Here is a 24,928-nt window from a genome sequence, read left to right as displayed (position 1 = left end):
ACTTTGATTATCCAAGCGATGGGGGCGGCACGAAAGCAGGGGAATCTTCCTGCATCGCTACTCGAACTGTTCGACGAAGTGACTAAACCCGCTATCGATTTGCAGACACTGTTGCATTCGTATATGACGGAGAGTTTTTTTGACAAAGAGAGCGATTTTTCCCGGCCGAACCGCCGTTTTATCCATCAGGAAATCTATCTGCCTGGCTATCGATTTGACCGTAACCGTCTGAGTCTGTTTATCTTTTTGGACCGTTCTATGAGTATTACCCAGGATGTATTTTCCCGATTTTTGGGAATCATCGATGCGATCGTGCGATTGAGTCACGATTTTGAAGTGAGCGTCGTCCCGTTCGACGAGCAGGTCTGCGTAGATGAAATCGTCAGCTATGATGCACAAGGCGGCGTCCCCGTCGTTGCTTTTGCCAAAGGAAACGGAGGAACGCAGTTTGAACCCGTATTGGAGTATTTAAGCAAAAACAGCGGGGAAAAAAATTTGGCCGTTATTCTCAGCGACGGTTTTTTTACGATCGAAAAATCGCCGGCAGTGCAGACGCTGTTTTTGTTGAGCGAGAAAAAAAATTGTGCGAGGTTTGAACGTTATGGAGACGTCGTCTACTTTGACCTATAGAGAACATATTGAAACGCTGAAAGACGATTTGGATTTTGAAGAGCAGGGGGACTCGATCTATTTGCACCATGAAGATGACGAAGCACGTCTGTTATGGGCATTTCACAGACCTAGCGGCTCGCATCCCGATCAGGTAGGCGATCCGAATACCACGGTTGCGATTATGGCGTTCAACCACTCCCGGTTGGGTGCATATGATCGATTTACCCGCCTTAATCCCGATGTTATTTCCGACCCCGATTTGCGCCGGCATATCCGCAACCGGAGCCGGATGTTGTTTCGTGCACTCGTTGACAACGATTTTACAGAACTATTGGCTGTATTGGAGTTTGCTCCGGTGTTTATGGATCAGGCGTGCGATCAGATGATAAACGGGCGCATCTGGAATGAAAACTATGCTTCGCCGGTCCGTGCATCGGCTTTTTTAGAGTTAGCGAAAGAACACCTAAACGACAAGCTTATCGAAGGAGTCTCACGGCGGTTGAAACCGCTAAGTGCGCACAACTATGACGAGGCCAAAGAATTGCTCAATGATCTTGCCGCTCAGGTACAGAAGTTGCATCAAGCAATAAAACGTCATTATGTGGACGAATTCGAACAATGGATGAAACGAGAAAAGCTCCATCCGCTTCAGTCGATCGTACTGCAAAAACAAATCGATGTTCTAAAGGAACCCTCATGAATGAAAAACGAATTCGCGTGATGAAATCGATCTTTGCCCTCAGCGATGAGTGGGAGTACAACATCTATGAAGCGGACGATATTGCCGAATACGCACGGATGGATCCGGAAGAAGTACGTCAAATTATGTCCGAACTCTACGATGAAGGATATTTGGGCGAATGCATGAGCATCGGCGACGACGGGTATGAGACCTTTTATCTGAATAAAAAAGGGCGAGCCCAAATAGGTATCGAATAATGGTTAAGCTCGTCGTTTTTTATGAGAAGCCTTTTTGTGCCGCCAATGCGAAACAAAAGCAGATACTTCGTCAAAGCGGCTGTACATTGATCGAACGCAACCTGCTTGAACACGGATTGGACAAAGAGACGCTTAGAGCTTTTATGGGAGATAAACATGTAAGCGATTGGTTTAATCCCGCCGCTCCGGCAATCAAAAACGGTGAAATCAATCCTGAAAACCTGAATGAGCTGCAAGCTCTCGATCTTCTGATGGGAAATCCGATTCTTATCCGCCGCCCGCTTATGATCATCGGAACCGAAAAATTGTGTGGATTCGATGCTCAGAAAGTGGCAGAAGTTTTGGATCGGTATGTTGAACCGATGCCGAAAATCAACTGTATGGAAAAAGGGTGTCTGGAAAAAAGTCAGCATTGACGTAAATGCTTCTTGTCGATACTTATCGAGAAAATAAAAATCCGAATCCGATACGATTTTGCTCATGATTATAATCCACAAGGCTTGCTCCGTACCCGTTAAACGCTTTTAGGTACCAGAAACTGCTTTTGGATTGACCGATGGGATACGACCATTCCGCTTCGATCGATCCCCGATTCTCTCCGCCGAAACGGAGATTGTTCCGCCATGTCAAATCGAATTGATGTTTCCCTATGATATAACTTAACTTCAGATGGCCGTACCCGAGATAATCGGTGATATCTTCATTGTCTTCTCCTGCATCCGGATACCAAAGACGCAGAGTCGTGATCAGATTGCCGTTGTAAAATATCGAATCCATATAAAATTGGTTCCATTCTCTGGAGAGCGGTTTTCCCATTCCGTTTGACTCATGCCAAAATCCAAATTTAAGTGCTTTGAGATAGATATCGGACAACAGCGAATCGTGAATGGGAAGTGAGAGCCATATTTCTGGTCGGTAATTGGTTTCGCGAAACGGAGCCGATTCGGAATAAAATTGCCACCACACTTCTTGCGTGTATCCGAATGCAAATGTCTCATTCAACCCTAATAGATTGTAGCTGAGCGTTTTTTTGAGGCTTATTTGAAATTCAGTTTCGATGTTATTATTAAACTCTCCATATCCCGGATAATGGATAGGATCACGCTTCTCATAATTTTCAGTGGTGTATGCGACAGGGATCAGAAACATTTTTTCATACGGAAGCAATCCGAAGTTACTGAATATTTTTGACATCATTGTTTCCCGTTCATCGACATCTTTGGGCATATCAAGATACTGAAAAATATATTGTCGCATCTCATCGTCGCTTTTGGGATCGATTTGATAAAGATGCTTTTGCTCTTCGGCTGCCAAAGAAGAGGGAGATGTCGGCGTTTTAAAAGTTGAAGCGGATTGTTTGTACCAATACATGGCTTGTGAGATATTAACATCTACGCCTAAGCCTTCTTCATACATTTTTCCAAGAACATATTGGGCGTATTCGTTCCCGTCATTTGCCGCCTTTGTCAGATGTATAACTGCTGAGGGGTAATTTCCGTCATGGTATAGTGTCAACCCTTCTTCATATTCTCCTGCACACAAACGCACAGCAACAAGCAATATAATCAGTTTTTTCATCCGATTCCTTTCGTTATAATAGATTCACCGTAGGGAATATAGGGTTCTCCTGATTGTAACAGCAGTGCTTCGAATGAGAGGATATCAAGATTGTGGACATCATCGTAGAGCGAACGGGCAATATCACAAAATACATCTACGATGTTAGGATCGAAGTGTGTACCGGACTCTTCTCTCAATATTGCCAGACTTTCATCAAGGTTTATTGCGAATTTATACGGACGTTTGGACGTGAGGGCGTCAAATACGTCTACGACGGCAAATATACGTGCACTGTATGGGATCTCTTCTCCGGCTAAATGACGGGGATAGCCTTTTCCGTCATAGCGTTCGTGATGACATCCGATTATGGTTTTGGCATCATCCAGCCAATCGATCGAATCAATCATTTTAAGGCCGAATACGACATGTTTTTGTATCGATGTGAATTCATCGGCATTTAGCTTAGAAGGTTTTAAAAGGAGCGTATCGGATATACCGATTTTTCCGATATCGTGTAAGAACGCCCCTTTGATCAGGGAAGGAATATGTTCCGAAGGAACATTTAACGCTTGTGCAAGCTTTATGGTGTAATACGTGACTCTATAGTTATGTTCGTATGTGTCGCTGTCACGAAGCGCAACGGCGTTTCCGAGTGTCTTGAGGGTTTCAAAATTGCTCTGCACCAACTTCATTTTTTCTTTGTTGATTTGGGCATATTGCTGATAGATAATAGGAAAGATTCCGATGACTACTAATAGCAGGATGAGAGATACGGCGATAATTATTTTTCTCATCGTATCGCGCATAACGGATATTGTATCGGAGGGGAGCATAACGATCATTTTAATTGTATAGTAGCGGTCACCACTCGCTATTTTTTTGATATAGACAAGAGTGAAATGATTGTCTCCGTATGGAATCATGACATAATCCAGAGATTTGGATGGAGGGAGGAGTATTGTCTGAAAAACATATTGAGCGTGTTTGGGAACCACTTTTTTTTCATATTCAATAATTACGGTTTGATTTTGGTCTCTGAGTTCTAATTTAAGTATATTGCTAGCAACGATTTGATGCCGAGAGTGTTCAAAATACCCTTTCAACTTTTCGTTTGCGTTTAAATTGCTGTAGGTTAACGCGCCGGCTAACTCTTTTTGTGACAATTCGATTTGATGCGAAATATATTTGCCGTTTTGTTGTTCGAGATAATAATATACAGCGGCGAATCCTATTATCAAAACCAGGACGAGAATAAAAAAAATCCGCGCAAAAAATTTGAGAATAGGGCGGTTTATGAATGCATCATTGAAGATCATGGTAAGATGCAAACGGACTTTTTTCTACGGTGACATTTAAAAAACCTGTCACCAACTCTTCGGAAGAATGCGGTGTCACATGCGGTTTAATGATTATTTTCCGAATCTGGCTTAGCGGAATCAGCTGAATCTGTTCATCGTCTATAATCAGTTTTAGCATATTGTTTTCAATCACTTGTTTAAAATATTGCATACGCATAGCTTTATCGATATGCTGTTTGTGAACTATTTGATATTTTTCTTCATTACCGTTCATGTATTGGATTGTCAATTGATCCATATTCAACCTTTTTTATGTGTATGTATTCGAAATTATAGCTCTTATTAATATTAATAAGAACTTAATTCATAAAAAGAGTTAAATTTACATTTAAGTAAATGTAGCGCATAATTAGTGACATTATGATGAGGGAAAAGGGGAATAATGTCATTTAAACGGAAGATGCAGGAACTGAAACGTGAAGTACTGCTCGAAGAAGCGACAAATCTTTTTATTCGTGACGGATATGAAAATATGAAAATTGCCGATCTCGCCAAAAATACAGGAGTCTCTGTAGGGGCGATATACACGATGTTTGGTTCTAAAGAGGGGATATACCATAATTATATTCTCGGGCAGATAGAGTATTACATCGAAATTATGGAAGAAAAAATCAGCGATTGCTCCGATCCCAAAGAGATGCTGATGATTATTACCGAAATCAAATTTTCAGCTATTATAAAAAACAGAAATGCAATCAAAGAAAACTTTAGCGATCCGACGTTTTATTTAACCCTCTCAACAGACGAGGATGATCCTATGATGTACATGCACCGATACATCGCACAGCACATTATGGAGCCGTTGTCAAAAACAATTCGGACGGATAAAGACCCGCTTGAAATGGTTTTTTTGTTTGACGGTCTATCGTTCGGCATCATTAAACATTGGATGATTGCGGGCGGCGATCTTATGGCCCGTACGGAAAAAACGGTCGAATGTTTTTTACGTGCGATAGAGACGGATTAACCCAAAAAGGACAAATATGAAAAACGTTGCCGTTGTTTTGCTTTTAGGCTATTTCTCACTGTTGTCCGCACAATCGCTGATACGTATCGGAACGTTAACCGACGGCTCGAATCCCGAATGGATGGCTCAGCGGGACACGTTTGTCTCCGAACTCGCCAAAGTGACTGAAGGGGAGTTTGTCCTCCGATTTCCCCAAAACAAACAGCTCAGCGGAAATTTTTCGGTAGATGCTACCAAGCGGCAAATCGACATGCTGGAAAACGATCCGGACGTGGATATGGTATTGTTGATCGGAGGTATATCGAGCCAGCTCGCCTTGAGTAAAAACAGTTTGCGAAAACCGACCTTTGCTCCGTTCATCTACAATGTCACCTTGTCGGGTTTGACGCAAAGCGGAAATTTCAGTTCCATTAAAAATCTAAATTATTTAACCGATGAATCGACGTTGCAAGATGAGATACGCACTTTTCAACGCATCGTACCTTTTCGTCATCTCCTCATACTGGCGGATGAATCGCAATATCGATTATTTTCAAAAACGACCGAACAGGCGATCCGGCAATCTCGGCAAGACGGGGTGGAATTATCTTTTCTAACCGTCGTACAATCCGATGATCACTTGGTTTCCAAAATACCTCCGAATACCGATGCGGTTATGCTTGCACCGCTGCCACGACTCACCGAGAAAGACAAAAGAATCCTATATGCCGGATTGATCGAACGGAAGTTGCCGACGTATGCTTTGGGAGAAAGCAGCCGGGTGAAGGAGGGAATACTTCTCTCTCAAACACGTTCGTCCGATACCGTGAAAAGAGCGCGGAGTACCGCATTAAACATGCTTGCCGTAATGCGGGGCGACAAAGCGGAAAAACAACCTGTTGTGTTTGCGCAAAAGCGCTCTTTGTATATCAACATGGCGACGGCGCGTTCGATCGGTATTTTCCCACAATATAAGGTGCTGGAAAATGCCGTAGTCATCAATTCCGAGGAAGAAAAAGAGCCGAAACTCACCTTTGACACCGTTGCCAAAGAAGCGATACACGCTAATCTTGGCATCATTGCCGGTCAGCTTGGGGTCGAATCGAATCTGGAGAATGTCGCCGAAGTGCGCTCGGTCCTTTTTCCTCATATCAGCGGTGAGCTGAGTTACAGTCAGCTCAATCGCGACAACGTGTATGTCGAAAACGGCTTCTATGCCGAAAAAAGTGCTTCAGGCGCTTTGAAAGTGCAGCAGATATTATTTTCGGAAAAAGCACTCGCAAATCTCGAAATCCAAAAAGAGCTTCATATCGCAGTGGAAGAACAACAGCGAACCTTGGAACTGGAAGTTATCAAGCAGGCATCGACGATGTTTTTGAATATGCTCGTTGCCCAAACGCAGTATCGGATTCAAACAGATAACCTTTCTTTGACCCGAAACAATCTCGAACTGGCAAAAGGAAGGGTAGAGGCAGGAACGACCGATATGTCGGATGTTTATTATTGGGAAAGTGCGATTGCCGCCGCACGACAGAACGTATTGTACGCCAAAGCCGAAATCGATAAGGCTAAAGATGCTCTGAACCGTATTCTAAATCGAAATATCGGGGATCGATTTGCAGTGGATTCCGTTTCGATGGATGATCCGGCTATTCGAAAAAATCTCGATGCCGTTTTGGAAATGGTAACCGATGAAAACCGTTATAACGCCGTCGAAAAATTTCTCGTGGACGAAGGTCTCTTCCGATCCGGCGAATTACGCCAATTGTCGGCACAACTGTCGGCGCAAAAACGGCAGCTATTGTCCGAAGAGAGAGCCTACTATTCTCCGGATGTAGTCGTGGCGGCGGAAGCATCGCGTGTATTTGACGAAACACGGAATAAATCTGCGGGAATTTCGCTCGAAGACAAAACCGATTGGCAGGCGGGAGTCAAACTGTCTCTTCCGTTATACGAAGGGGGAGGACGAAGTGCCAGAAGTTCACGCGCACGGCTCAATCTGCAACAGACACAGATCCGCTATAGCGATACCAAACTAGCAATCGAGCAGCGGATACGAAGCGATTTGCATACTATCGGTGCGAGTTATCCCTCCATCGCCCTCGCCGCGGAATCGGCTGCTGCAGCCCGCAAAAGTTTTAATATCGTCAGAGAAAATTATGCGCAGGGAACACGCTCTGTCAGTGATTTACTGACGGCCCAAAACAATGCCCTGGTTGCAGAGCAATCGGCTACCACCACGCGTTATCGATTTTTGATCGATACGCTTCAGCTTCAACGTGATATCAGTAATTTTGATTTGCTGTTGGATGATACAAAACCGACGAGTTTAGTAAGCCGGATGAGAGCATTTGCCCTCCATCCCGATACTTCAAAGAGAGAAAATCAAAATCGACAAGGAAATGAATAATGAATCGCAACATTTTTAGATGGATCGGCTATACGTTTGCCGTTATCCTACTCGTCATTATCGGAAAATATACGGCTGATTATTTTTCCAAACCGGATTTACCCGATCCGTTTGCTCTCGGTAACGGCAGAGTCGAAGCAACCGAGGTGGATGTTGCGAGCAAACTCCCGGGGCGTGTCGTATATATCGGAGTCGAGGAAGGTCAATACGTCCGAAGCGGCGAAATTGTAGCCCGCTTGGACACCGGCGAACTCGACGCACGTATGGCGCAAGCACACGCACAGATAGAGCAAGCGATTCAAAATAAAAAATACGCACTTGATTTGGTACGACAGCATGAAAGCGAGTTGTCGTTTTCGCAAAAAAATCTGGTCCGTTCTAAAAATCTTTACATCAATAATAATATCTCTTTGGTACAGTTACAGCAAAATGAGACGGCCGTCGAGTCGATGAGAGCGGCATTAAATGCCGCCAAAACTCAGGTTTACGCGGCAGATGCCGCTATCAACGCCGCAGAAGCACAAAGCCGTACCATTCAAAGCAATCTCAACGACTGTATCCTCCGTTCGCCTATCAACGCCCAAGTCCTCTACAAACTTATAGAGCAGGGAGAGGTGATCGGTTCCGGCGGAAAAGTGGCGACGCTTTTGGATTTGAACGATATCTATATGACGATTTTTGTCCCGACGTCGTATGCCGGACGTATTAAAGTCGGAAGCGATGCGAGAATATTGCTAGATGCCCTTCCGAATTCGGCAATTGCCGCTAAAGTCTCTTTCGTCTCTCCGGATGCCCAGTTTACTCCAAAAGAGATCGAAACAAAAAGCGAACGCGAAAAACTGATGTTCCGAATTAAAGTTAAAATCGATCCAAATCTGCTGCGTTCCGGAAAGCTTCACATTAACAGCGGAGTGCCGGGGATCGCCTATATACGCCTCGATCCGAACGCACCGTGGCCTAAAGCCGTAACTTCGGCTATCCTTCTCAATAAAGCACCATGAATACGGTCGCTTCGCTAAAAGAGATTACGCACCGTTACGGGAATACCGTAGCCGTCGATAACGCGTCGGTAAATATCCCCGCAGGGTGTATGGTCGGATTTATCGGACCTGACGGTGTCGGCAAATCGACTCTTTTGGCATTGATATCGGGAGTCCGGATCATTCAGCAGGGATCTATCGAGGTATTCGGCGGAAATATAGCGGAACGCAAATACCGGGAAAAAGTATGTCCTCGGATCGCTTATATGCCCCAAGGGCTCGGCAAGAATCTTTATATGTCTCTCTCCGTATACGAAAACGTCGATTTTTTCGGACGGCTGTTCGGGCAAAGCGGTGATGAACGGAGTATCCGAATCGCCGAGCTGCTCGAAAGTACCGGTTTGGCCCCTTTTAAAGATCGTCCGGCCGGACAATTATCAGGGGGAATGAAGCAAAAACTGGGATTGTGCTGTGCTCTGATCCATGATCCCGATTTGTTGATTCTGGACGAACCGACGACCGGAGTCGATCCACTTTCACGGCGTCAATTTTGGGAGCTGATCGACCGACTCCGAAAGCGCGGAGAAGGGATGAGCGTCATGGTTGCTACGGCATATATGGAGGAGGCCGAGCGTTTCGATTGGCTGATCGCTATGGACGATGGCAAAATTCTCTCGGAAGGATCCCCTAGAGACATTATGACCCAAACAGGTTCTGACGACCTTGATACCGCCTTTATCCGTCTGCTTCCTCCCGAAAAGCAGCGTGGGCACCATCGGTTGATCGTTCCGCCGCGTGCAGCCGATGCTGATGAACGCCCTGCAATCATTGCGCAAGAGCTGACAATGAAATTTGGCAACTTTACCGCTGTCGACCATGTCAGTTTTTCGATTCAAAAAGGAGAGATATTCGGATTTTTAGGTTCGAACGGCTGCGGAAAAACAACAACGATGAAGATGTTGACGGGATTGCTCTCTCCGAGCGAAGGGAAGGCATGGCTTTTTGGAGAAGAGACAAAAGCCAACGATATAGAAACACGCAAACGCGTGGGCTACATGACGCAGGCATTTTCTCTTTATTCCGAGCTTAGCGTTTACCAGAATTTACTTTTACACGCCCAACTTTTTCATATTCCCGCCGAGCAGATCGAACGGAGAATTCAGCAGATGCTGACACGTTTCGATCTGGAGGAATATAAAGAGGTGGATGCCGCCGATCTTCCTTTGGGGATTCGTCAGCGTCTATCCCTCGCCGTTGCCGTTATCCATAAACCCGAAATGCTGATTCTCGATGAGCCGACATCGGGTGTCGATCCCGTTTCGCGAGACAGTTTTTGGGAACTGCTGATCGATTTGTCCAGAAACGACGGTGTGACTATTTTTGTTTCGACCCATTTTATGAACGAGGGGGAACGGTGTGACCGGATTTCTCTAATGCATCAGGGAAAAGTACTCGCCAGCGATACTCCGGAAGCTTTGATCCGTTCCCGTGGCAAAGAGACGCTCGAAGATGCCTTTATCGATTACCTCGAAGATGTACAAGAGCTTAACCCGCCGTCTGAACACTCGAATGATGCTCCGCTAAGAGCTGTCAACGAATCCCATACGAATCGATTTTTCAGCCCGTTACGTCTTTTCGGATATGCCTACCGTGAATCGCTGGAACTTATCCGCGATCCGGTTCGTCTCGTATTTGCACTGTTGGGGACCGGAATCTTGATGCTGATTTTGGGTTTCGGCATCACGATGGACGTTGAGGACCTCCGTTTTGCCGTATTGGACCAAGACGGTACACCCCAAAGCCGTCAATACACTCAAAATCTGGCAGGTTCGCGCTATTTCGTCGAACATTCCCCGCTCCATTCGCTGCAAGAACTCGATCACAGGATGAAATCGGGAGAACTTTCGGTAGCTTTGGTTATACCACCGGGATTTGGCGAAGATATGAAAAAAGGGCGCTATACGGAAATCGCCGCATGGGTGGATGGTGCCATGCCGTTTCGCGCAGAGACGATACGCGGATATATTCAGGGAATGCATTTGGAGTATATCTGTCAACTCGCACGCGATACGCTGGGATACGTGCCGGATATATCCCCGGTAAATATCCAAATGCGCTATCGGTACAATCAAGATTTTAAAAGTATCTATGCGATGGTTCCCGCCGTATTGCCGATGCTTTTGATCTTTATTCCGTCGATTTTGATGGCTCTGAGCGTCGTACGTGAAAAAGAGCTGGGATCGATCACCAATTTTTACGCGACTCCGGTAACACGGTTGGAGTTTTTAGTCGGTAAACAGCTTCCGTACATTGTCATCAGTATGGTCGGATTTTTGATTTTGCTTGTTCTGGCGGTCAGTGTCTTCGGCGTTTATCCGAAAGGAAGCCTGCTTACACTGAGTCTGGGAGCGCTGTTATATGTGACAATCACGACAGGGATCGGATTTTTGATGTCTTCGTTTATGAAAACGCAGATCGCTGCACTCGCCGGGACGGCGATATTTACACTTTTGCCGACGGTCAATTTTTCGGGATTGAAAGATCCGGTTTCATCTCTGGAAGGGGTAGGAGCTTTCGTCGGATATATTTTTCCCGCGACGTACTTTATTAATATCAGCCGCGGAATCTTTATCAAATCTCTTGCATTTGAAGATTTGTATCGTGATTTTATGGCTATGGCGATTATTTTAGTTGTCATTTTCCTTGTCAGTATGATGTTACTGAAAAAACAGGAATCATAATGAAACATCTGCTTAATATTTTCCGTTTGGGCGTCAAAGAACTGCGCAGCCTTTGGCATGATAAAGTGATGATGATTATGATCGCGTATGCGTTTAGTTTCGCAATTTATATCGGAGCGACGTCGGCATCGACAGAATTGCATAATGCTCCGATCGGATTTGTCGATGAAGACCGTTCTGCATTGTCGCAGCGGGTCATCGATGCTTTCTATCCTCCCAGATTTGCCGAGCCGAATCTCTTGCCGCTCAGTCAAATCGATGCTAAGCTCGATGCGGGACTCTATACGTTTGTGATCGTGATTCCTAACAATTTTGAAAAAAAACTTCGTTCGGGGAAAAAACCGGAGATTCAGGTGAACATCGATGCGACGCGCATGACACAGGCAGGAATAGGGGCAGGGTACATTCAGCAAATCATCAATCAGGAGATCAGCCGTTATTTCGGTGGATCGAAAAACAAACATCCGCTACCTATCGGTATCGTTACCCGAATTAAATACAATCCGAACCTTACAAGCAGTTGGTTTGGCGGTGTGATGCAGATCATTAGCATGATATCGCTGCTTTCCATCGTCCTCACCGGAGCGGCATTAATACGCGAACGTGAACACGGCACGCTGGAACATCTGATGGTGATGCCTCTAAATGCAGCTGAAATCATCCTCGCTAAAGTCTGGTCCATGGGACTAGTCGTTCTTGTTTCTGCCGCTTTCTCTTTGATGTTTGTTGTGGAAGGGGTGCTGCAGGTCCCTATTGCAGGTTCCGAACTCCTTTTCTTATTCGGTGCGCTGCTCGTATTACTCGCAACGACATCGATGGGGATATTTATGGGGACGATCGCACGGACGATGCCTCAACTGGGGCTTATTTTTATATTGACGATTTTGCCGCTGCAAATTCTCTCCGGCGGAATTACTCCGTTTGAAAGCATGCCGCATCTGCTCCAAAACATCATGCTGTTTACGCCGACCAGCCATTTTGTCAGCATGGCACAGGCGATACTCTACCGAGGTGCCGGTTTTGACGTGGTTTGGCCCGATATGCTCGCTATTGTTGCCATCGGGTTTAGTTTCTTTTTTATGGCATTACTCATGTTTCGACGGAGTTTATCGGTTACGACATAAGAACGATTTTATGTTATACTAACTCTACGCAAGCCAACGCAATAGCAATTAGCCAGCATATTCCAATTCTAGGAGCTGTCTTATGCTTAAGCCTAATATTCTCAAACTTCTCAACGAACAAATCGCACTGGAAGACTATTCTGCTAATCTTTACCTCGCTATGAGTTCATGGTGCGGACATCAAAAACTAAGCGGATCGGCACGATTTCTCGAAACCCACAGCGATGACGAACATTCCCATATGCGGAAACTTTTTACGTATGTAAACGAAACAGGTGCTATGGCACGCATTAGCGCGCTTGACGAACCGCCATCGGAGTTTGCATCCATTAACGACGTATTTCAAAAAACGTTCGAACACGAAAAATTTATCACATCTAAAATCAATGCATTGGTCGAAGCGTGCCTGGCTGAAAAAGATTATTCCACGTTTAACTTTCTCCAATGGTATGTGGCCGAACAACATGAAGAAGAGCATCTTTTCCGCTCGATTCTCGATATGATCGATCTTATCGGGGTAGACGGACGCGGTCTTTTTCTCGTTGATAAAGAGATCGGTAAAATGAGCCAATCGGTCTAAGAATTTCCATCGGGGTTTTCCCCGATCTATGTGTACACATACATTTAATAAATAATAATGCTTATCACTATTGACAAATAATCTCACCATAGGTATAATTACGATATTAATTATCAATATGTAGCTAGCAAATGCCAATAGCCAGCCAAATTCTGAAAGAGGAATCTATGGTTGGGCTATTACGAGACGGACGGTATATATTAACGTCATTAACCATTCATCTTATTATATTTCTTCTAATTAGTATTCTATACATCCGACATGAAGTCACAACAGCCAAACCACTGTTTGCCAGTGTTTCTGTAAGACTGGTAGATATTTCAGCGGAATCATGTCCGATAGTGCGAAAAAAACAAACGGATTCTGTCGCTGTTAAAAATGAGAATCTTCAAAATAGAGTTGAACGTACTGAACAAAATAGATTTTCAGCTGTAGAAGAAATTCAATCTTCATTTTCAAAATCGACAGTTAAACTAGCAGAGTCTACTGTTTTAGCCGTTCCCCAAAATCAAGCCCATCCTGTTCCTGTTATATCATCAGAGTCTGAAAATCTTATACCATCTCAATCACACACGGATTTAATCCCGGCAGAAAATATAATTCAGGATATGTATAAAACGCATGCTAATGAAACTCAGGCTACCGCACCGATATACGATGCCGCCTATCTGAATAATCCTAGACCGCATTATCCTAAAGTTTCAAAGCGGCTGGGGGAAGAAGGGATCGTTCTTCTAAAAGTCCGTGTTCTAGCGGATGGATCAGCCGAATCGGTTTCCATACTGAAAAGTTCGACATTTGAACGATTGGATGCTTGTGCATTGGAAGCTGTAAAACGATGGCGTTTCGTTGCGGCAAAACAGGGAGACAAATCGGTCGAATCATGGGTTAGTGTTCCCGTCGTATTTAAATTGAATTCATAGGAGATTGACATGAGAGATTAATATGGCATTTGTAGCCTATTAGATTTACAGTGAGAAGAGACTTTCTTCTTAGCCAGCGAACGTTTCTATTCTCCTTAACGATTAGCCAGCCAAGATTATTTACATAAATAAGGAATAGAAATATGAAATTATCTAAATTACATTATAGTTTTGCGGCAATCATGGCATTAAATTCTATTGGTCTTTCGGCTGACGATACACTCATAAATGATCAAAATATGACGCAACTCGGGAAAATGACGGTATCGGCAAGCCGTATTGAACAAGAAATCAACGACACGGCATCTAACGTCGTCGTAATCGATACCGATCAAATCGAGATGCAAGGAGCTAATGACATCAAAGATTTGATGCGATACGAGCCGGACATCTCGGTCCGATTTCAACCGAATCGTGGTTCTACGGCGTATTACAATACCGGACGCGGCGGGAACGAAGGGATCAATATCCGCGGTTTGGAAGGAAATCAGGTACTTTTGCAGACGGATGGAGTAGCGTTGCCGATGAGCTATGGCAGCGGGCCGTTTTTCTCGGGACGGGGCGATTACATCGATATGGATGCCTATAAAAGTGTCGAGGTACTCAAAGGGGCTTCATCGACAATGTACGGTAGTGGCGGTTTGGCCGGAGCGGTCAGTTTTATGACGAAAGATCCGAAAGATTTACTGACATTGGGCAAAGAGTATCAAACGGCGGTCAAATTCGGATATAGCTCTGCGGATGAGAGCTATTCTCTAACTCCTTCATTCGCCGCCAAATCAGGATCGTTTGAAGGGATGGTTTTGGGAAGCTTCAAACGGGGTCATGAAACGGACACTCAAGGGGATAATGATGCACCGAACTATACACGCACCGAAAACAATCCCTCGGATAACGACTCCGATTATCTCTTAGGTAAAGTGATTTATAAAGCCGATTCGCATCACTCGTTTAAAGTGACGGGTGAACATATGGATCGCACCATTGATACTGATCTTCTTTCGCTTTTAGGCGATCCGATCTATGCAACGACGACCGATTCGACGACCGATACAAGAATCAAGCGGACGATGGCAAAAGTTGATTACGAATACAACGACGGCAGAAATCCCTATATCCAAAAAATGCGTGCTTCCCTCTATCATCAGGACACCGAAAACAGCCAATACGGTGAGGAAACACGTACCAATACGACCGGATGGAATTTTCGCTGGCGCGACAACAGCTACAGCGAAGAGACGACAGGGGGCTCGCTACTATTTGAAAGTAATTTCGGCCAAACAATCGAGAACCGTCTTATTTACGGAGCCGATGTGTCAATGGCGGAGGTCAGTGTAATGAATGATGGGGCAAATTTGCTCAACGGAACAGTCGTAACCTCAGGGTCGAGCGCTTTTAATCCAAAGAAAAACTTTCCCGATACCGACTACGATCTCTACGGAGTCTTTGTACAAGACGAAATCAGCTACGGAAAACTCACCCTTATTCCGGGATTGCGTTTCGACGGATTTCGCTTGACACCGCATGCCGATGATTTGTATCGGGTCAACAACACGGTTTCGCCAACGAAACTCTCCGATAGCGAGCTCTCACCGAAATTCGGAATTATCTGGAAACAAGATCCTTTATTAAACGGATATGCGCAGTATGCACACGGTTTTAGAGCGCCCACGCCGTGGAACGTCAACGGAGGTACGACTAATCTCAATTCATACTATACCTCGATCGGAAATCCAGATTTACAGCCTGAGACCAGCGATTCGTATGAAATCGGATTACGGGGAGATAATCGACGTTTCAGCTATAACGTCGCCGCCTTCTATTCCGAATACGAAAATTTCATCGCTTCGAATCAAAAAGTCGGTGGTAGCGGCACTGCAGCCGATCCGACCGTTTATCAGTCGGTAAATCTCAGCGACGTCAAAATACATGGATACGAAATACGGGGAAAATGGAACGTAACGGATGAATGGTCGTTGTCGTCCGCATTTGCCAAAACATGGGGCAAAAGCAGAGAAGACGGAGTCAAAGAAGACCTTTCTACGATCGAACCGGCCAAATGGATCAGCGGAATCGGATACAATAATGGTGTGTTGGGCAGCCAATTGCAATACACGCATGTAGATCAACGTAATAACAGCGATTCTACACTCGCTTCCAGCGGTCAATTCGACGTAGTAGATATCATGGGAAGCTATGTTTTGAACAAAAACGTATCGTTCACTGCAGGTATCTACAATCTGTTTGATTCGAAATATTTTAATTGGGCCGACATTCGAGATATCTCGAAAACTTCCAGTAGTCTGGATGTCTATTCGCAGCCCGGCCGCAATTTTTCACTCAGTATGAAAGTACAGTTCTAATCCCATGAAAAAACTGATAACTCTCTTCGTCCTTTTATGGGCGAGTACGGTGTGGGGATATGAACTGCTCATCATCGCCGCATCTCCGGTACTCCCTGGCAAATTCATCGCTATGGATTCGGCTGCAAAAACTTCAGGCATTACACTGCGATATCAGTTTGCAGAAACAATAGCCAAAGACGATCCTGCTGTCGTCCTCGGTAAAGCGGACATGGTTGTTTTCGATACCGTCCGCAGTGACATGGACGAGTACATTCGCATGAGAATACCTAAATCGATAGCATCACTGCAAACACGTAAAATTCCCCATTTGTGGAGTAATCCGAAAAACTACAGCGCTGTCGGATTACCAGATATACAAGCTAAACAATTATACGGCTATTATCTCAACGGCGGCAGTGAAAATATAAAAATGTTTTTTAAAGCCGTCGCTTTGTTAAAAGAGGGGAAATCGATCGAAAACCTCCCATCAGCCATCCATTTTCCGGAAGCCGCTATCTATTATCCGGATAAACAGCTGGTATATTCGACGCCGACAGAGTACATGAAGGCACGCGGTATCGAAAGCGGAATGAACAAACCGATCATCGCCGTGGCCTTTCATAAACAGGCGATTACGGCTCAGCAAACGGTATTAATCGATTCGATGATCCGAAAAATAGAAGAAAGCGGCGCTATTGCATGGCCGTTTTATTCATCACCTGTGGATAAAACGGCCACGATGAAGCTTCTACGTAACGATCAGAAAACGATTCCGAACGTATTGATAACGACACAGATTACCTACTCGGGATTGGATAAAAAAGAGGAGTTCGAATCTCTCGGTATTCCTGTCATTGGCGCGCTCACCTATCGAAAAGGTTCAGAAACGACATGGCAAAAAGACAAGCAGGGCGTCTCTTTGATGGATGTACCGTTTTATCTTTCCCAATCCGAAACAGCAGGAGTGAGCGATATTCAGATCATTGCCGCTATGGGACCGGATGATCAAATCGTCCCGATAAAGGCGCAAATGGATGCAATCGTGTCCAAAGCCTGTAATCTTGCCAAACTTCAGACCAAACCCAATGCAGAGAAAAAAGTTACGGTCTTTTTTTACAATTATCCCCCCGGTGAAAAAAATCTTTCGGCTTCATTTATGAATGTACCGCACTCGCTGATCGAGACGCTTCGGCAGCTTAAAAACAGTGGGTATACGACAAATGTTATGGAAGAAGGTGTTCTGATATCTAAACTCCAGCGGCTATTGGAACCGTTTTATCGGGAGAATAGACTCGATCAGTTGCTGATTGATGATTTGGGCGAACGGCTCAGTGTCGATACCTACAAAGCTTGGCTCGCCTCTTTACCTGAAAGCGTACAGGATGATATGAAGAAAGCTCACGGTGATCCGAAAGATTCCTCGATGGTGATTAAGAGGGGAGGAAAATATTATTTCGTCATTCCCCGCTTGAAAATCGGCAATATCATTCTACTACCGCAGGCAACCCGTTCGGATTATACGAGCAATGATCTCGAGGCAAAAGAGAAAGCTCTTTATCACAATACCACCGCCGCCCCGTCACATGCTTATTTGGCGATGTATTTATGGGCTCGTACACAGGCAGGGTCGGATGCTCTCGTCCATTACGGAACACACGGCAATCAGGAGTGGCTTCCGGGAAAAGAGCGGGGCCTTTCGGTATTTGACTACGGGATGTTGGCGGTTGGCGACGTGCCGGTAGTCTATCCCTATATCGTCGATAACATCGGCGAGTCGCTTCAGGCAAAACGACGCGGTCGTGCGACCATCATTACTCACCAAACACCTCCGTTCACCCCTGCGGGACTGCATCAATCTTTGGTAAAAATCCATGAAGATTTGCATGCGTGGATTGCACAGGATGATGGTGCGGTCAAGGAGAAAATTCGTCTCTCTATCATCGACCAGATCAAAAAAGAGCATATTCCTGAAAACATGGGCATCACTTATAGTGATATACAGAAAAATTTTCCCGCTTTCATCGATCAATTGCATGCACATTTGCATGAATTAGCTAAAGAAGCACAGCCGCTTGGACTCCATACATTCGGTATTTCGGATGAAGAAAGATTGCGTATCGGAAACATTTTGATGATGCTCGGCAATCAAGCGTGGGAAGGGGTCGCTGCCGATCAAGCCGAGGCGGATGAAGTGTTTGTCGGTCATTATAAAAATCTTCAATCCTCAGAGCCGTATCAATGGGTCAAGCGATATGTCGTCGACGGGGAAAGCATCGATGAGCTGAATCCGAAGCTTCGAGACGTTTTAATTAAAGCACGAGACTATTATCTCAAACTGGATGCATCGAATGAATCGGCTGCTTTCTTATCGGCATTGAACGGTTCGTACATCCCGACCACGTACGGCGGTGATCCGATTAAAAATCCCGATACTCTTCCGACTGGAAGAAACATGTATGGTTTCGATCCCTCCCGCATTCCTACCAAAGCGGCGTGGGAAGCAGGAAAAGATGCGATGAATCAGCTCATCGCAGAGCATAAAAAATTGCACGGTTCAGCCCCTAAAAAACTCACATTTACCCTTTGGTCGGTCGAGACGATGCGTCATCAGGGGATTTTAGAAGCCGAAGCACTCTATGCGATGGGAGCCGAGCCGATATGGGACGAGGGGGGACGTGTCCGAGATGTTCGTCTCATTCCGCGTGAGCAGTTGGGACGCGAGCGGATCGATATCGTCCTTTCCGCTACAGGATTGTACCGGGACCATTTTCCGAATGCCATGAAACAGCTTTCCCGCGCGGCTCAGCTTTGTGCCGATGTAAATGAGAGCGATAATCCGATTTATGCCAACGCACAGAGGATAAAACGCTCTTTGATCGAAAAAGGTTTAAGCGCAGAGGCAGCGTACAACGCTTCTGTAACCCGTATCTTTTCAAGCGAATCGGGGCGTTACGGAACCGGACTCGATGATGCGACGCTTGCAACCGATACATGGAAAAACGAGAAAGACGGGAATGCAAAGCTCGCCGGTCTTTACCTCTCGAAAATGCAATTTGCCTATGGGCCTGATGAAAAAGAGTGGGGCGAAAAAGGCAATGGCATTAATCTGTATGCCGAACATTTACGCGGTACGGAGGGTGCGGTGCTCTCCCGTACGTCAAATCTGTACGGTATGCTCACCACCGACGATCCGTTTCAGTATCTGGGCGGCATATCGGTCGCTCTCAAATATCTCGACGGAAAAGCACCAGAATTGTACATTTCCAATCTCCGCGGCAACGGGGGCGGGAAAATAGAAGGAGCGGCCCAATTCATGAGTCGCGAACTCTCCACCCGTAATCTGCATCCCGGTTATATTGAGGGTCAGATGAAAGAGGGATATGCAGGTACCCTTCAGGTTCTTGACGGGATCAACAACTTTTGGGGATGGACGGCGGTAGCCAAAGAGATTGTTCGTGACGATCAGTGGAAAGAGTTTGCTGACGTTTACGTCAAAGACAAATATAAACTCGGTTTGAACAAATGGTTCGAGAAACACAATCCTCACGCTCAGGCACAGATGATCGAGCGGATGCTCGAAGCCCACCGAAAAGGGTATTGGAAAAGCGATGCCGCTACCATAGAGGATTTGAAAAAAAGGTACCGCGAACTAGCGTTCAAATACGATGTCCGTACCGACAACAAAGAAGTTGAAAAATTTATCAAAACTCCAAGCACCGGTTATGGCTTAACGGCTTTACAATCTTCTAAAGCGGCTCAAAAGAAATATCAGCAAAAACAAGAGAAAAAAGAGTCGAAAAAAGAGACGGCTAAACCTCAAAAACCAAAACCTACTGTCGTTAAAGGGATGAAACTCGAAAAAGTGACTCCCGCGAAACCGGCCAACAACTCCACATATACGACTGCAGGTGCGGGAGCTGTCGGGCTCTCAATCTTGATCGGTATCGTAAGCGGATTATAAACAAAACAAAGGATTCCCATGTCATTTAATCTCGAACTTTTCATGTATTACGTCGGACAGCTTTTTCTCGTTCCCACATTAGTACTCATCAGCCTGCTGTTTGTCTATTCATTTTTTGCTTTAGGACAATTTATGATGCTGTCCTATCGACGTCAAAGCGGTCGTGCCCGTCCGCTCGTGGTCTACGCTGGTGAGAACCCAAACGCTACGGATGACGAACTTGATTTGTATGCTCACAAACTGCTCGAATTCCCGAGAATCGCCAGTCGTGTAACGCCGATGCTCGGACTCGTAGCCACTATGATTCCTATGGGACCGGCTCTAAAATCGCTCTCGGACGGTAATTTCGCCGACGTCTCGAATAACCTTTCAATTGCTTTTTCGGCTGTTATTCTTGCTCTCATTGCTGCGTCGATTACGTACTATATCGCTAATATCCGTCGTCGATGGCTAGCAGAAGAGCTGATAGAAATTACACAAAAGAGAGGTATATAATGAAACTGCTGCACGAAAGCGACAGTGATGATCCGATCTTATCGGTTGTTAATCTGATCGATATCTTTCTGGTCATTATTGCGGCATTGCTCATTACAGTCGCCAAAAGTTCGCTGGTCAACCCTTTTAGTGCCAAAGATGTGACCGTGATTACCGATCCAGGGCAACCGTCGATGGAGATAACCGTCAAAAAAGGGGAAAAAATCGATAAATATAAAGCTAGCGATTCAGTAGGCGAGGGGGAAGGTTCCAAAGCCGGAACAGCATATCGGATGAAAGACGGATCGTTTGTATACGTACCGGAGGGTACCGATGCGCCTCAATAACCTCGTTTTGAGTCTCGTATGCTCAGTGTCGCTATGGGCGGATTGGAAGATTATCGATACGACCGATTCTCACAAGTTGACGAAAGACGCGTTGATACAGAGAATAGGAGAAAATCGTAATATCTTGCTTGGCGAGCAGCATCGCAATACCGAACATCATCGTCTGCGCGGAGCATTAATTGCGTCGTTTCCTTCGGACATGACGGTGGTAGTTGCCGAGCATCTTGACTTTGGCCGGACTATTCTTTGGAAAGAGTTACTTATAAATGATTTAAAAGCAGGAGGCTTTAGTGATAAGGGATGGAAGTGGCCGATCCATCAAGATCTTTTTGAACCGCTCAAAACACATTCTATAGAGCTGATCGGCGGGAATATATCACGTAATAAAGCAAAAGATGTAGTACTAAAAGGCCCAGATATACTGGAACCATCGATCAAATCTATATACGATGCGACACCTTACGGCGAAAGAGAATCGGCTATTCTTATCGAAGATATTAGAGTAGGGCATTGCAATACACTTCCGGAAAATATGCTGAAGCCGATGGCATCTGCACAACATGCCAAGGATTCGGCGATGTCTCTAACCTTGCATCAATCTAAAAAGCCGATCCGATTTTTAATCGCTGGAAACGGACATGTCAGAAAAGACTACGGTGTTCCCGTGATACTAAAAAAGCTCTATCCTGAAGAGAAAACACTCTCCATCGGATTCATTGACGAATCAGATTATAGGGATGATTCACTGTCGGAATATCGAAATGAATATGATGTCATAGTGGTTGCGGGAACATCTCCGGAAGAAGACCATTGTGTGGCATTGAAATCAAATATAGCAAAATAGGAAGCAAAACAGAAATGTTTAATTATAATAATGCTTATCACTATTGACAAAGAAGGTTATTTTTAGTAATATGATATCTATTATCATTATAAGGAGTTCTTGATGAAAGCGACCTATCGAAATGTAAGCAAAACTGACACAACAAAACCTGCTCATCGTTTAATCAATAGCGGATGTGCATGCTAGGAAGAGATATGAAGAGTCATGAATCTGCATCACCGGATAAAAATGAAATCGTGATAGAAAGTACAGAGCTTTTTAAAGGGTTGAAATCGGTTCGGATTGTGCACGGAAATGAAATATACATCTTGCGAATCACCAAAGGGAACAAATTAATATTGATGAAATAAATCAATTTTCCTTATTATTTTTCTTTTTTGGATATGATTATTTACACCAAAAAAGGAAGTATTATGCGTCAATATGAAACTTACCAATGCAGCGTTTGCGGTAATGAAGTCGAAGTACAAAATGTGGGAGGAGGGACTCTCGTGTGTTGCGGTAAAGAGATGGAGATGATTACTTCGGATCTTACAACCGTGAATCTGATGAAAGCATTCGGCGGGGAAAGTATGGCGCGCAATAAATACGAACTTTTCGCCGATATCGCTCGTGACGAAGGATGGCACGCCGTCGAACGCCATTTTCGTGAAGCCGCTGCTAACGAAATGTATCATGCTCGGGCACAATACAAAGCATACCATAAATTGGTTCACGGCACGGAGATCGATGCAACGGCTGCAAATCTTGATACGGCAATGGCCGGAGAACATTACGAACATGAAACCATGTATCCGGGATTCGCCCAAATCGCAACCGAAGAAGGACACAAAGAACTTGCAAGACTTTTTACCGCAATCGGTAAAGTTGAAGTCGAACACGAACGCGAATATGCGGCACTTAAACAAGCGCTGATCGATGACGGTTTTTTTAGCAGTGATGAAGAAGAGATATGGGTATGCGAAGTGTGCGGTCATATTCACCGCGGTAAAAAACCGCCGGTAGCTTGTCCTCTGTGCAAAGTAGGTCGTGAATATTTCAAACGCGAACATCTAGATTGATCGTTTATCCGATATGAATGAGAGAGTATCATAATCTCTTTCATACGGATTTTCGTATAGACCACTTTTCAATATAATATATATTATGTTAATCAATAGTATTTCTTCTTGATTACACTATAATAGCCACAACATTTATTTATGAAGTTGGTTTTGTGATCCGCAAAGTGATAATTTTCTTTTTCTATCTGGCTGTTATACCTATTAGTATATGGGCGGTGCCTGTCGTAGATGTCACCCATATTAAGAGTATAGAACCGCTTCCAGGCCCTTGGGCGTTTACACCGGAAATAGTCACTTCAACGGACGACCCTAGATTGGAGCAACAAACTTTTGCACTGCCGAGATTTTTAGAATCGTATTTAGAAGATCCCTCTGCTATAGTCACTTTTGCATTGACGCTTAAAACCGTACCGAATAAGACATTAGGTCTTAACCTTAAACAGCCCTATTCCGCCTGGAAACTGTATGCTGACGGAAAACTGATAGGTGCGTCCGGTATCCTTGATACGGTTTCCGGACATCATATAGCGTATCCGTATTATCCGATCATTAGTTTTACGCCGAAACATAAGACGACAAAACTATTGCTATATTTAGGAAATTCGCAGCATAGGCACCTCGGTTTTTACGGAGTCCCCGAAATTGCTCCATACGGTATGCTAGAACAGCACCGTTTAAAAGCTTCGATTATCGAAATGATGGTTGTTACGATTCTTGTCTCGTTTGCAGTATATCATCTCGGTCTTTTTATCGCTTGGAGGCGGGACAAAGTACCGTTTTGGTTTGCTATGCTGTGTCTCTCTTTGGCTCTTCGGGCAACAACAACCGGCGAAAAAATTTTGCTCCATCTTTTTCCGAATATTTCATGGGAAACGTTAACCCGAATCGAGTATGCGAGCGGATACATGGCATTGCCGTTGTTCGTATTGTATATTGGCTCGCTTTATCCGAAACAAAGCTCTCGCATCGCCGAATACGCCTATCTCGGGGTCGGTCTTATTTTTCTCAGTTTCACATTTTTCAGCTCTACCGTATTTTTTACCGCTACATTGCCCTATTATGAGTTAGTCGTTATAACGTTCATTGCCTATAGTTTATTGATTTTGTACCGTTCATTAAGAGAGAGGGAATCTGGATCCGTGATCGCATTTTTGGCGTTTAGCGTTTTTGCCGTGACAGTCGTTCATGACTTACTGATGTTTGAAAACATTATTTCGAGCTCTACCGATATGCTTCCGTACGGATTTGTGTTGTATCTTTTAGCTCAAGCAGCTATTTTACTATTACGATACGCTTCCGCATTCCGTTTGATCGAGACACAAAGTAATAATCTTGAAACAATTGTCGGCGAAAGGACAAAAGCTTTGTCTGCGTTGCTGGCACAACGGGATTTATTGCTGCGAGAGCTTGCTCATCGTGTCAAAAATAATTTGCAGTTCATTATCAGTCTATTATGGATTCAGCGTAAGGAAGCAGATATTCAAACAAACCAAGCATTAAAAACTTTGGAATTGCAGATTCAGGCAATCGCAGCCGTACATGAATCATTATGTACCCAAAGTAAAATAAGCGTTATTGAAATTAACGAGTATATACGCAAACTTATCGTATCGCTTGAACAACTATATCCCGATCTTTCAATAACGTTTGTTCCTGCGCGCTCAGTTTATCTGCAAACGGACCATGTTATTTCTCTCGGACTGATCATCAACGAACTGGT

Annotated in this window: 22 protein-coding genes; 19 read left to right on the top strand and 3 right to left on the bottom strand. The window is 44.7% G+C overall.

The window, feature by feature from the left end; translation table 11 throughout:
* The 4 genes from Q0389_RS03010 to Q0389_RS02995 all read left to right on the top strand — a co-directional run.
* Positions 1-630, top strand: a 630-nt coding sequence (locus Q0389_RS03010; RefSeq protein ID WP_298691483.1) for a VWA-like domain-containing protein, incomplete at its 5' end; no start/stop codon positions are given.
* A complete protein-coding gene (locus Q0389_RS03005; RefSeq protein WP_298691481.1) occupies positions 602-1,312 on the top strand; it encodes a hypothetical protein in 711 nt (236 codons plus the stop codon). The genes Q0389_RS03010 and Q0389_RS03005, both read left to right, overlap by 29 nt.
* Complete coding sequence (locus Q0389_RS03000) at positions 1,309-1,551, top strand: hypothetical protein (RefSeq protein WP_298691480.1); 243 nt, start codon at positions 1,309-1,311, stop codon at positions 1,549-1,551. Before Q0389_RS03005 ends, Q0389_RS03000 begins: the two co-directional genes overlap by 4 nt.
* Positions 1,551-1,967, top strand: coding sequence for an ArsC/Spx/MgsR family protein (locus tag Q0389_RS02995; RefSeq protein WP_298691478.1), 417 nt, complete (start codon positions 1,551-1,553; stop codon positions 1,965-1,967). The genes Q0389_RS03000 and Q0389_RS02995 overlap by 1 nt, the downstream gene beginning before the upstream one ends.
* 22 nt (positions 1,968-1,989) lie before the next feature.
* Here the strand turns inward: Q0389_RS02995 and Q0389_RS02990 are convergent, their stop codons facing one another.
* From Q0389_RS02990 to Q0389_RS02980, 3 genes are all read right to left on the bottom strand, one after another.
* On the bottom strand, positions 1,990-3,129 hold the full coding sequence (locus Q0389_RS02990; RefSeq protein WP_298691477.1) for a phospholipase A: 1,140 nt from the start codon (positions 3,127-3,129) through the stop codon (positions 1,990-1,992).
* Positions 3,126-4,349, bottom strand: coding sequence for an HD-GYP domain-containing protein (locus tag Q0389_RS02985; protein ID WP_298691475.1), 1,224 nt, complete (start codon positions 4,347-4,349; stop codon positions 3,126-3,128). The genes Q0389_RS02990 and Q0389_RS02985 overlap by 4 nt, the downstream gene beginning before the upstream one ends.
* A gap of 64 nt (positions 4,350-4,413) precedes the next feature.
* Positions 4,414-4,707, bottom strand: a complete 294-nt coding sequence (locus tag Q0389_RS02980; protein ID WP_298691474.1) for a hypothetical protein — start codon at positions 4,705-4,707, stop codon at positions 4,414-4,416.
* Positions 4,708-4,851: 144 nt separating this feature from the next.
* On the opposite strand from Q0389_RS02980, the gene Q0389_RS02975 reads away from it, so the two are divergent.
* From Q0389_RS02975 to Q0389_RS02905, 15 genes are all read left to right on the top strand, one after another.
* Positions 4,852-5,436, top strand: a complete 585-nt coding sequence (locus tag Q0389_RS02975) for a TetR/AcrR family transcriptional regulator (protein WP_298691472.1) — start codon at positions 4,852-4,854, stop codon at positions 5,434-5,436.
* 16 nt (positions 5,437-5,452) lie between these two features.
* Positions 5,453-7,825, top strand: a complete 2,373-nt coding sequence (locus Q0389_RS02970) for an ABC transporter substrate binding protein (RefSeq protein ID WP_298691470.1) — start codon at positions 5,453-5,455, stop codon at positions 7,823-7,825.
* Positions 7,825-8,826, top strand: coding sequence for an HlyD family efflux transporter periplasmic adaptor subunit (locus tag Q0389_RS02965; RefSeq protein WP_298691468.1), 1,002 nt, complete (start codon positions 7,825-7,827; stop codon positions 8,824-8,826). The genes Q0389_RS02970 and Q0389_RS02965 overlap by 1 nt, the downstream gene beginning before the upstream one ends.
* A complete protein-coding gene (gene rbbA / locus Q0389_RS02960; protein ID WP_298691466.1) occupies positions 8,823-11,546 on the top strand; it encodes a ribosome-associated ATPase/putative transporter RbbA in 2,724 nt (907 codons plus the stop codon). The genes Q0389_RS02965 and rbbA overlap by 4 nt, the downstream gene beginning before the upstream one ends.
* Positions 11,546-12,670 carry an ABC transporter permease gene (locus Q0389_RS02955; protein WP_298691464.1) on the top strand — a complete coding sequence of 375 codons (1,125 nt, stop codon included), beginning with the start codon at positions 11,546-11,548 and terminating at the stop codon, positions 12,668-12,670. The genes rbbA and Q0389_RS02955 overlap by 1 nt, the downstream gene beginning before the upstream one ends.
* Before the next feature lie 82 nt (positions 12,671-12,752).
* On the top strand, positions 12,753-13,250 hold the full coding sequence (gene ftnA / locus Q0389_RS02950; RefSeq protein ID WP_298691463.1) for a non-heme ferritin: 498 nt from the start codon (positions 12,753-12,755) through the stop codon (positions 13,248-13,250).
* Positions 13,251-13,858: 608 nt separating this feature from the next.
* A complete protein-coding gene (locus Q0389_RS02945) occupies positions 13,859-14,173 on the top strand; it encodes an energy transducer TonB (protein WP_298691461.1) in 315 nt (104 codons plus the stop codon).
* 143 nt (positions 14,174-14,316) lie between these two features.
* A complete protein-coding gene (locus tag Q0389_RS02940) occupies positions 14,317-16,536 on the top strand; it encodes a TonB-dependent hemoglobin/transferrin/lactoferrin family receptor (RefSeq protein WP_298691459.1) in 2,220 nt (739 codons plus the stop codon).
* Between the two features lie 4 nt (positions 16,537-16,540).
* A complete protein-coding gene (gene cobN / locus Q0389_RS02935; protein ID WP_298691457.1) occupies positions 16,541-20,479 on the top strand; it encodes a cobaltochelatase subunit CobN in 3,939 nt (1,312 codons plus the stop codon).
* A gap of 18 nt (positions 20,480-20,497) precedes the next feature.
* Positions 20,498-20,974, top strand: coding sequence for a MotA/TolQ/ExbB proton channel family protein (locus Q0389_RS02930; protein ID WP_298691455.1), 477 nt, complete (start codon positions 20,498-20,500; stop codon positions 20,972-20,974).
* Positions 20,974-21,300, top strand: coding sequence for a DUF2149 domain-containing protein (locus tag Q0389_RS02925; RefSeq protein ID WP_298691453.1), 327 nt, complete (start codon positions 20,974-20,976; stop codon positions 21,298-21,300). Before Q0389_RS02930 ends, Q0389_RS02925 begins: the two co-directional genes overlap by 1 nt.
* Entirely contained in the window at positions 21,287-22,144 is an 858-nt protein-coding gene (locus Q0389_RS02920) for a ChaN family lipoprotein (protein WP_298691451.1), read from the top strand. Before Q0389_RS02925 ends, Q0389_RS02920 begins: the two co-directional genes overlap by 14 nt.
* A gap of 194 nt (positions 22,145-22,338) precedes the next feature.
* Complete coding sequence (locus Q0389_RS02915) at positions 22,339-22,494, top strand: hemin uptake protein HemP (RefSeq protein ID WP_298691450.1); 156 nt, start codon at positions 22,339-22,341, stop codon at positions 22,492-22,494.
* 63 nt (positions 22,495-22,557) lie between these two features.
* A complete protein-coding gene (locus tag Q0389_RS02910) occupies positions 22,558-23,205 on the top strand; it encodes a ferritin family protein (protein WP_298691448.1) in 648 nt (215 codons plus the stop codon).
* A gap of 317 nt (positions 23,206-23,522) precedes the next feature.
* The coding region (locus Q0389_RS02905) for a 7TM diverse intracellular signaling domain-containing protein (protein ID WP_298691446.1) at positions 23,523-24,928 on the top strand (1,406 nt) is incomplete at its 3' end.

Origin of the sequence: uncultured Sulfuricurvum sp. (assembly GCF_937936435.1) — a bacterium.
Classification (GTDB): Bacteria; Campylobacterota; Campylobacteria; order Campylobacterales; family Sulfurimonadaceae; genus Sulfuricurvum.
Note: the sequence above shows the minus strand (reverse complement) of the source record. Positions and strands in the feature narration are given on the sequence as shown.

Coding starts and splice junctions, on each gene's coding strand:
- Q0389_RS03005 (WP_298691481.1), top strand. CDS start 602: ATGGAGACGTCGTCTACTTTGACCTATAGAGAACATATTGAAACGCTG.
- Q0389_RS03000 (WP_298691480.1), top strand. CDS start 1,309: ATGAATGAAAAACGAATTCGCGTGATGAAATCGATCTTTGCCCTCAGC.
- Q0389_RS02995 (WP_298691478.1), top strand. CDS start 1,551: ATGGTTAAGCTCGTCGTTTTTTATGAGAAGCCTTTTTGTGCCGCCAAT.
- Q0389_RS02990 (WP_298691477.1), bottom strand. CDS start 3,129: ATGAAAAAACTGATTATATTGCTTGTTGCTGTGCGTTTGTGTGCAGGA.
- Q0389_RS02980 (WP_298691474.1), bottom strand. CDS start 4,707: ATGGATCAATTGACAATCCAATACATGAACGGTAATGAAGAAAAATAT.
- Q0389_RS02975 (WP_298691472.1), top strand. CDS start 4,852: ATGTCATTTAAACGGAAGATGCAGGAACTGAAACGTGAAGTACTGCTC.
- Q0389_RS02970 (WP_298691470.1), top strand. CDS start 5,453: ATGAAAAACGTTGCCGTTGTTTTGCTTTTAGGCTATTTCTCACTGTTG.
- Q0389_RS02965 (WP_298691468.1), top strand. CDS start 7,825: ATGAATCGCAACATTTTTAGATGGATCGGCTATACGTTTGCCGTTATC.
- rbbA (WP_298691466.1), top strand. CDS start 8,823: ATGAATACGGTCGCTTCGCTAAAAGAGATTACGCACCGTTACGGGAAT.
- Q0389_RS02955 (WP_298691464.1), top strand. CDS start 11,546: ATGAAACATCTGCTTAATATTTTCCGTTTGGGCGTCAAAGAACTGCGC.
- ftnA (WP_298691463.1), top strand. CDS start 12,753: ATGCTTAAGCCTAATATTCTCAAACTTCTCAACGAACAAATCGCACTG.
- Q0389_RS02945 (WP_298691461.1), top strand. CDS start 13,859: ATGTATAAAACGCATGCTAATGAAACTCAGGCTACCGCACCGATATAC.
- Q0389_RS02940 (WP_298691459.1), top strand. CDS start 14,317: ATGAAATTATCTAAATTACATTATAGTTTTGCGGCAATCATGGCATTA.
- cobN (WP_298691457.1), top strand. CDS start 16,541: ATGAAAAAACTGATAACTCTCTTCGTCCTTTTATGGGCGAGTACGGTG.
- Q0389_RS02930 (WP_298691455.1), top strand. CDS start 20,498: ATGTCATTTAATCTCGAACTTTTCATGTATTACGTCGGACAGCTTTTT.
- Q0389_RS02925 (WP_298691453.1), top strand. CDS start 20,974: ATGAAACTGCTGCACGAAAGCGACAGTGATGATCCGATCTTATCGGTT.
- Q0389_RS02920 (WP_298691451.1), top strand. CDS start 21,287: ATGCGCCTCAATAACCTCGTTTTGAGTCTCGTATGCTCAGTGTCGCTA.
- Q0389_RS02915 (WP_298691450.1), top strand. CDS start 22,339: ATGAAGAGTCATGAATCTGCATCACCGGATAAAAATGAAATCGTGATA.
- Q0389_RS02910 (WP_298691448.1), top strand. CDS start 22,558: ATGCGTCAATATGAAACTTACCAATGCAGCGTTTGCGGTAATGAAGTC.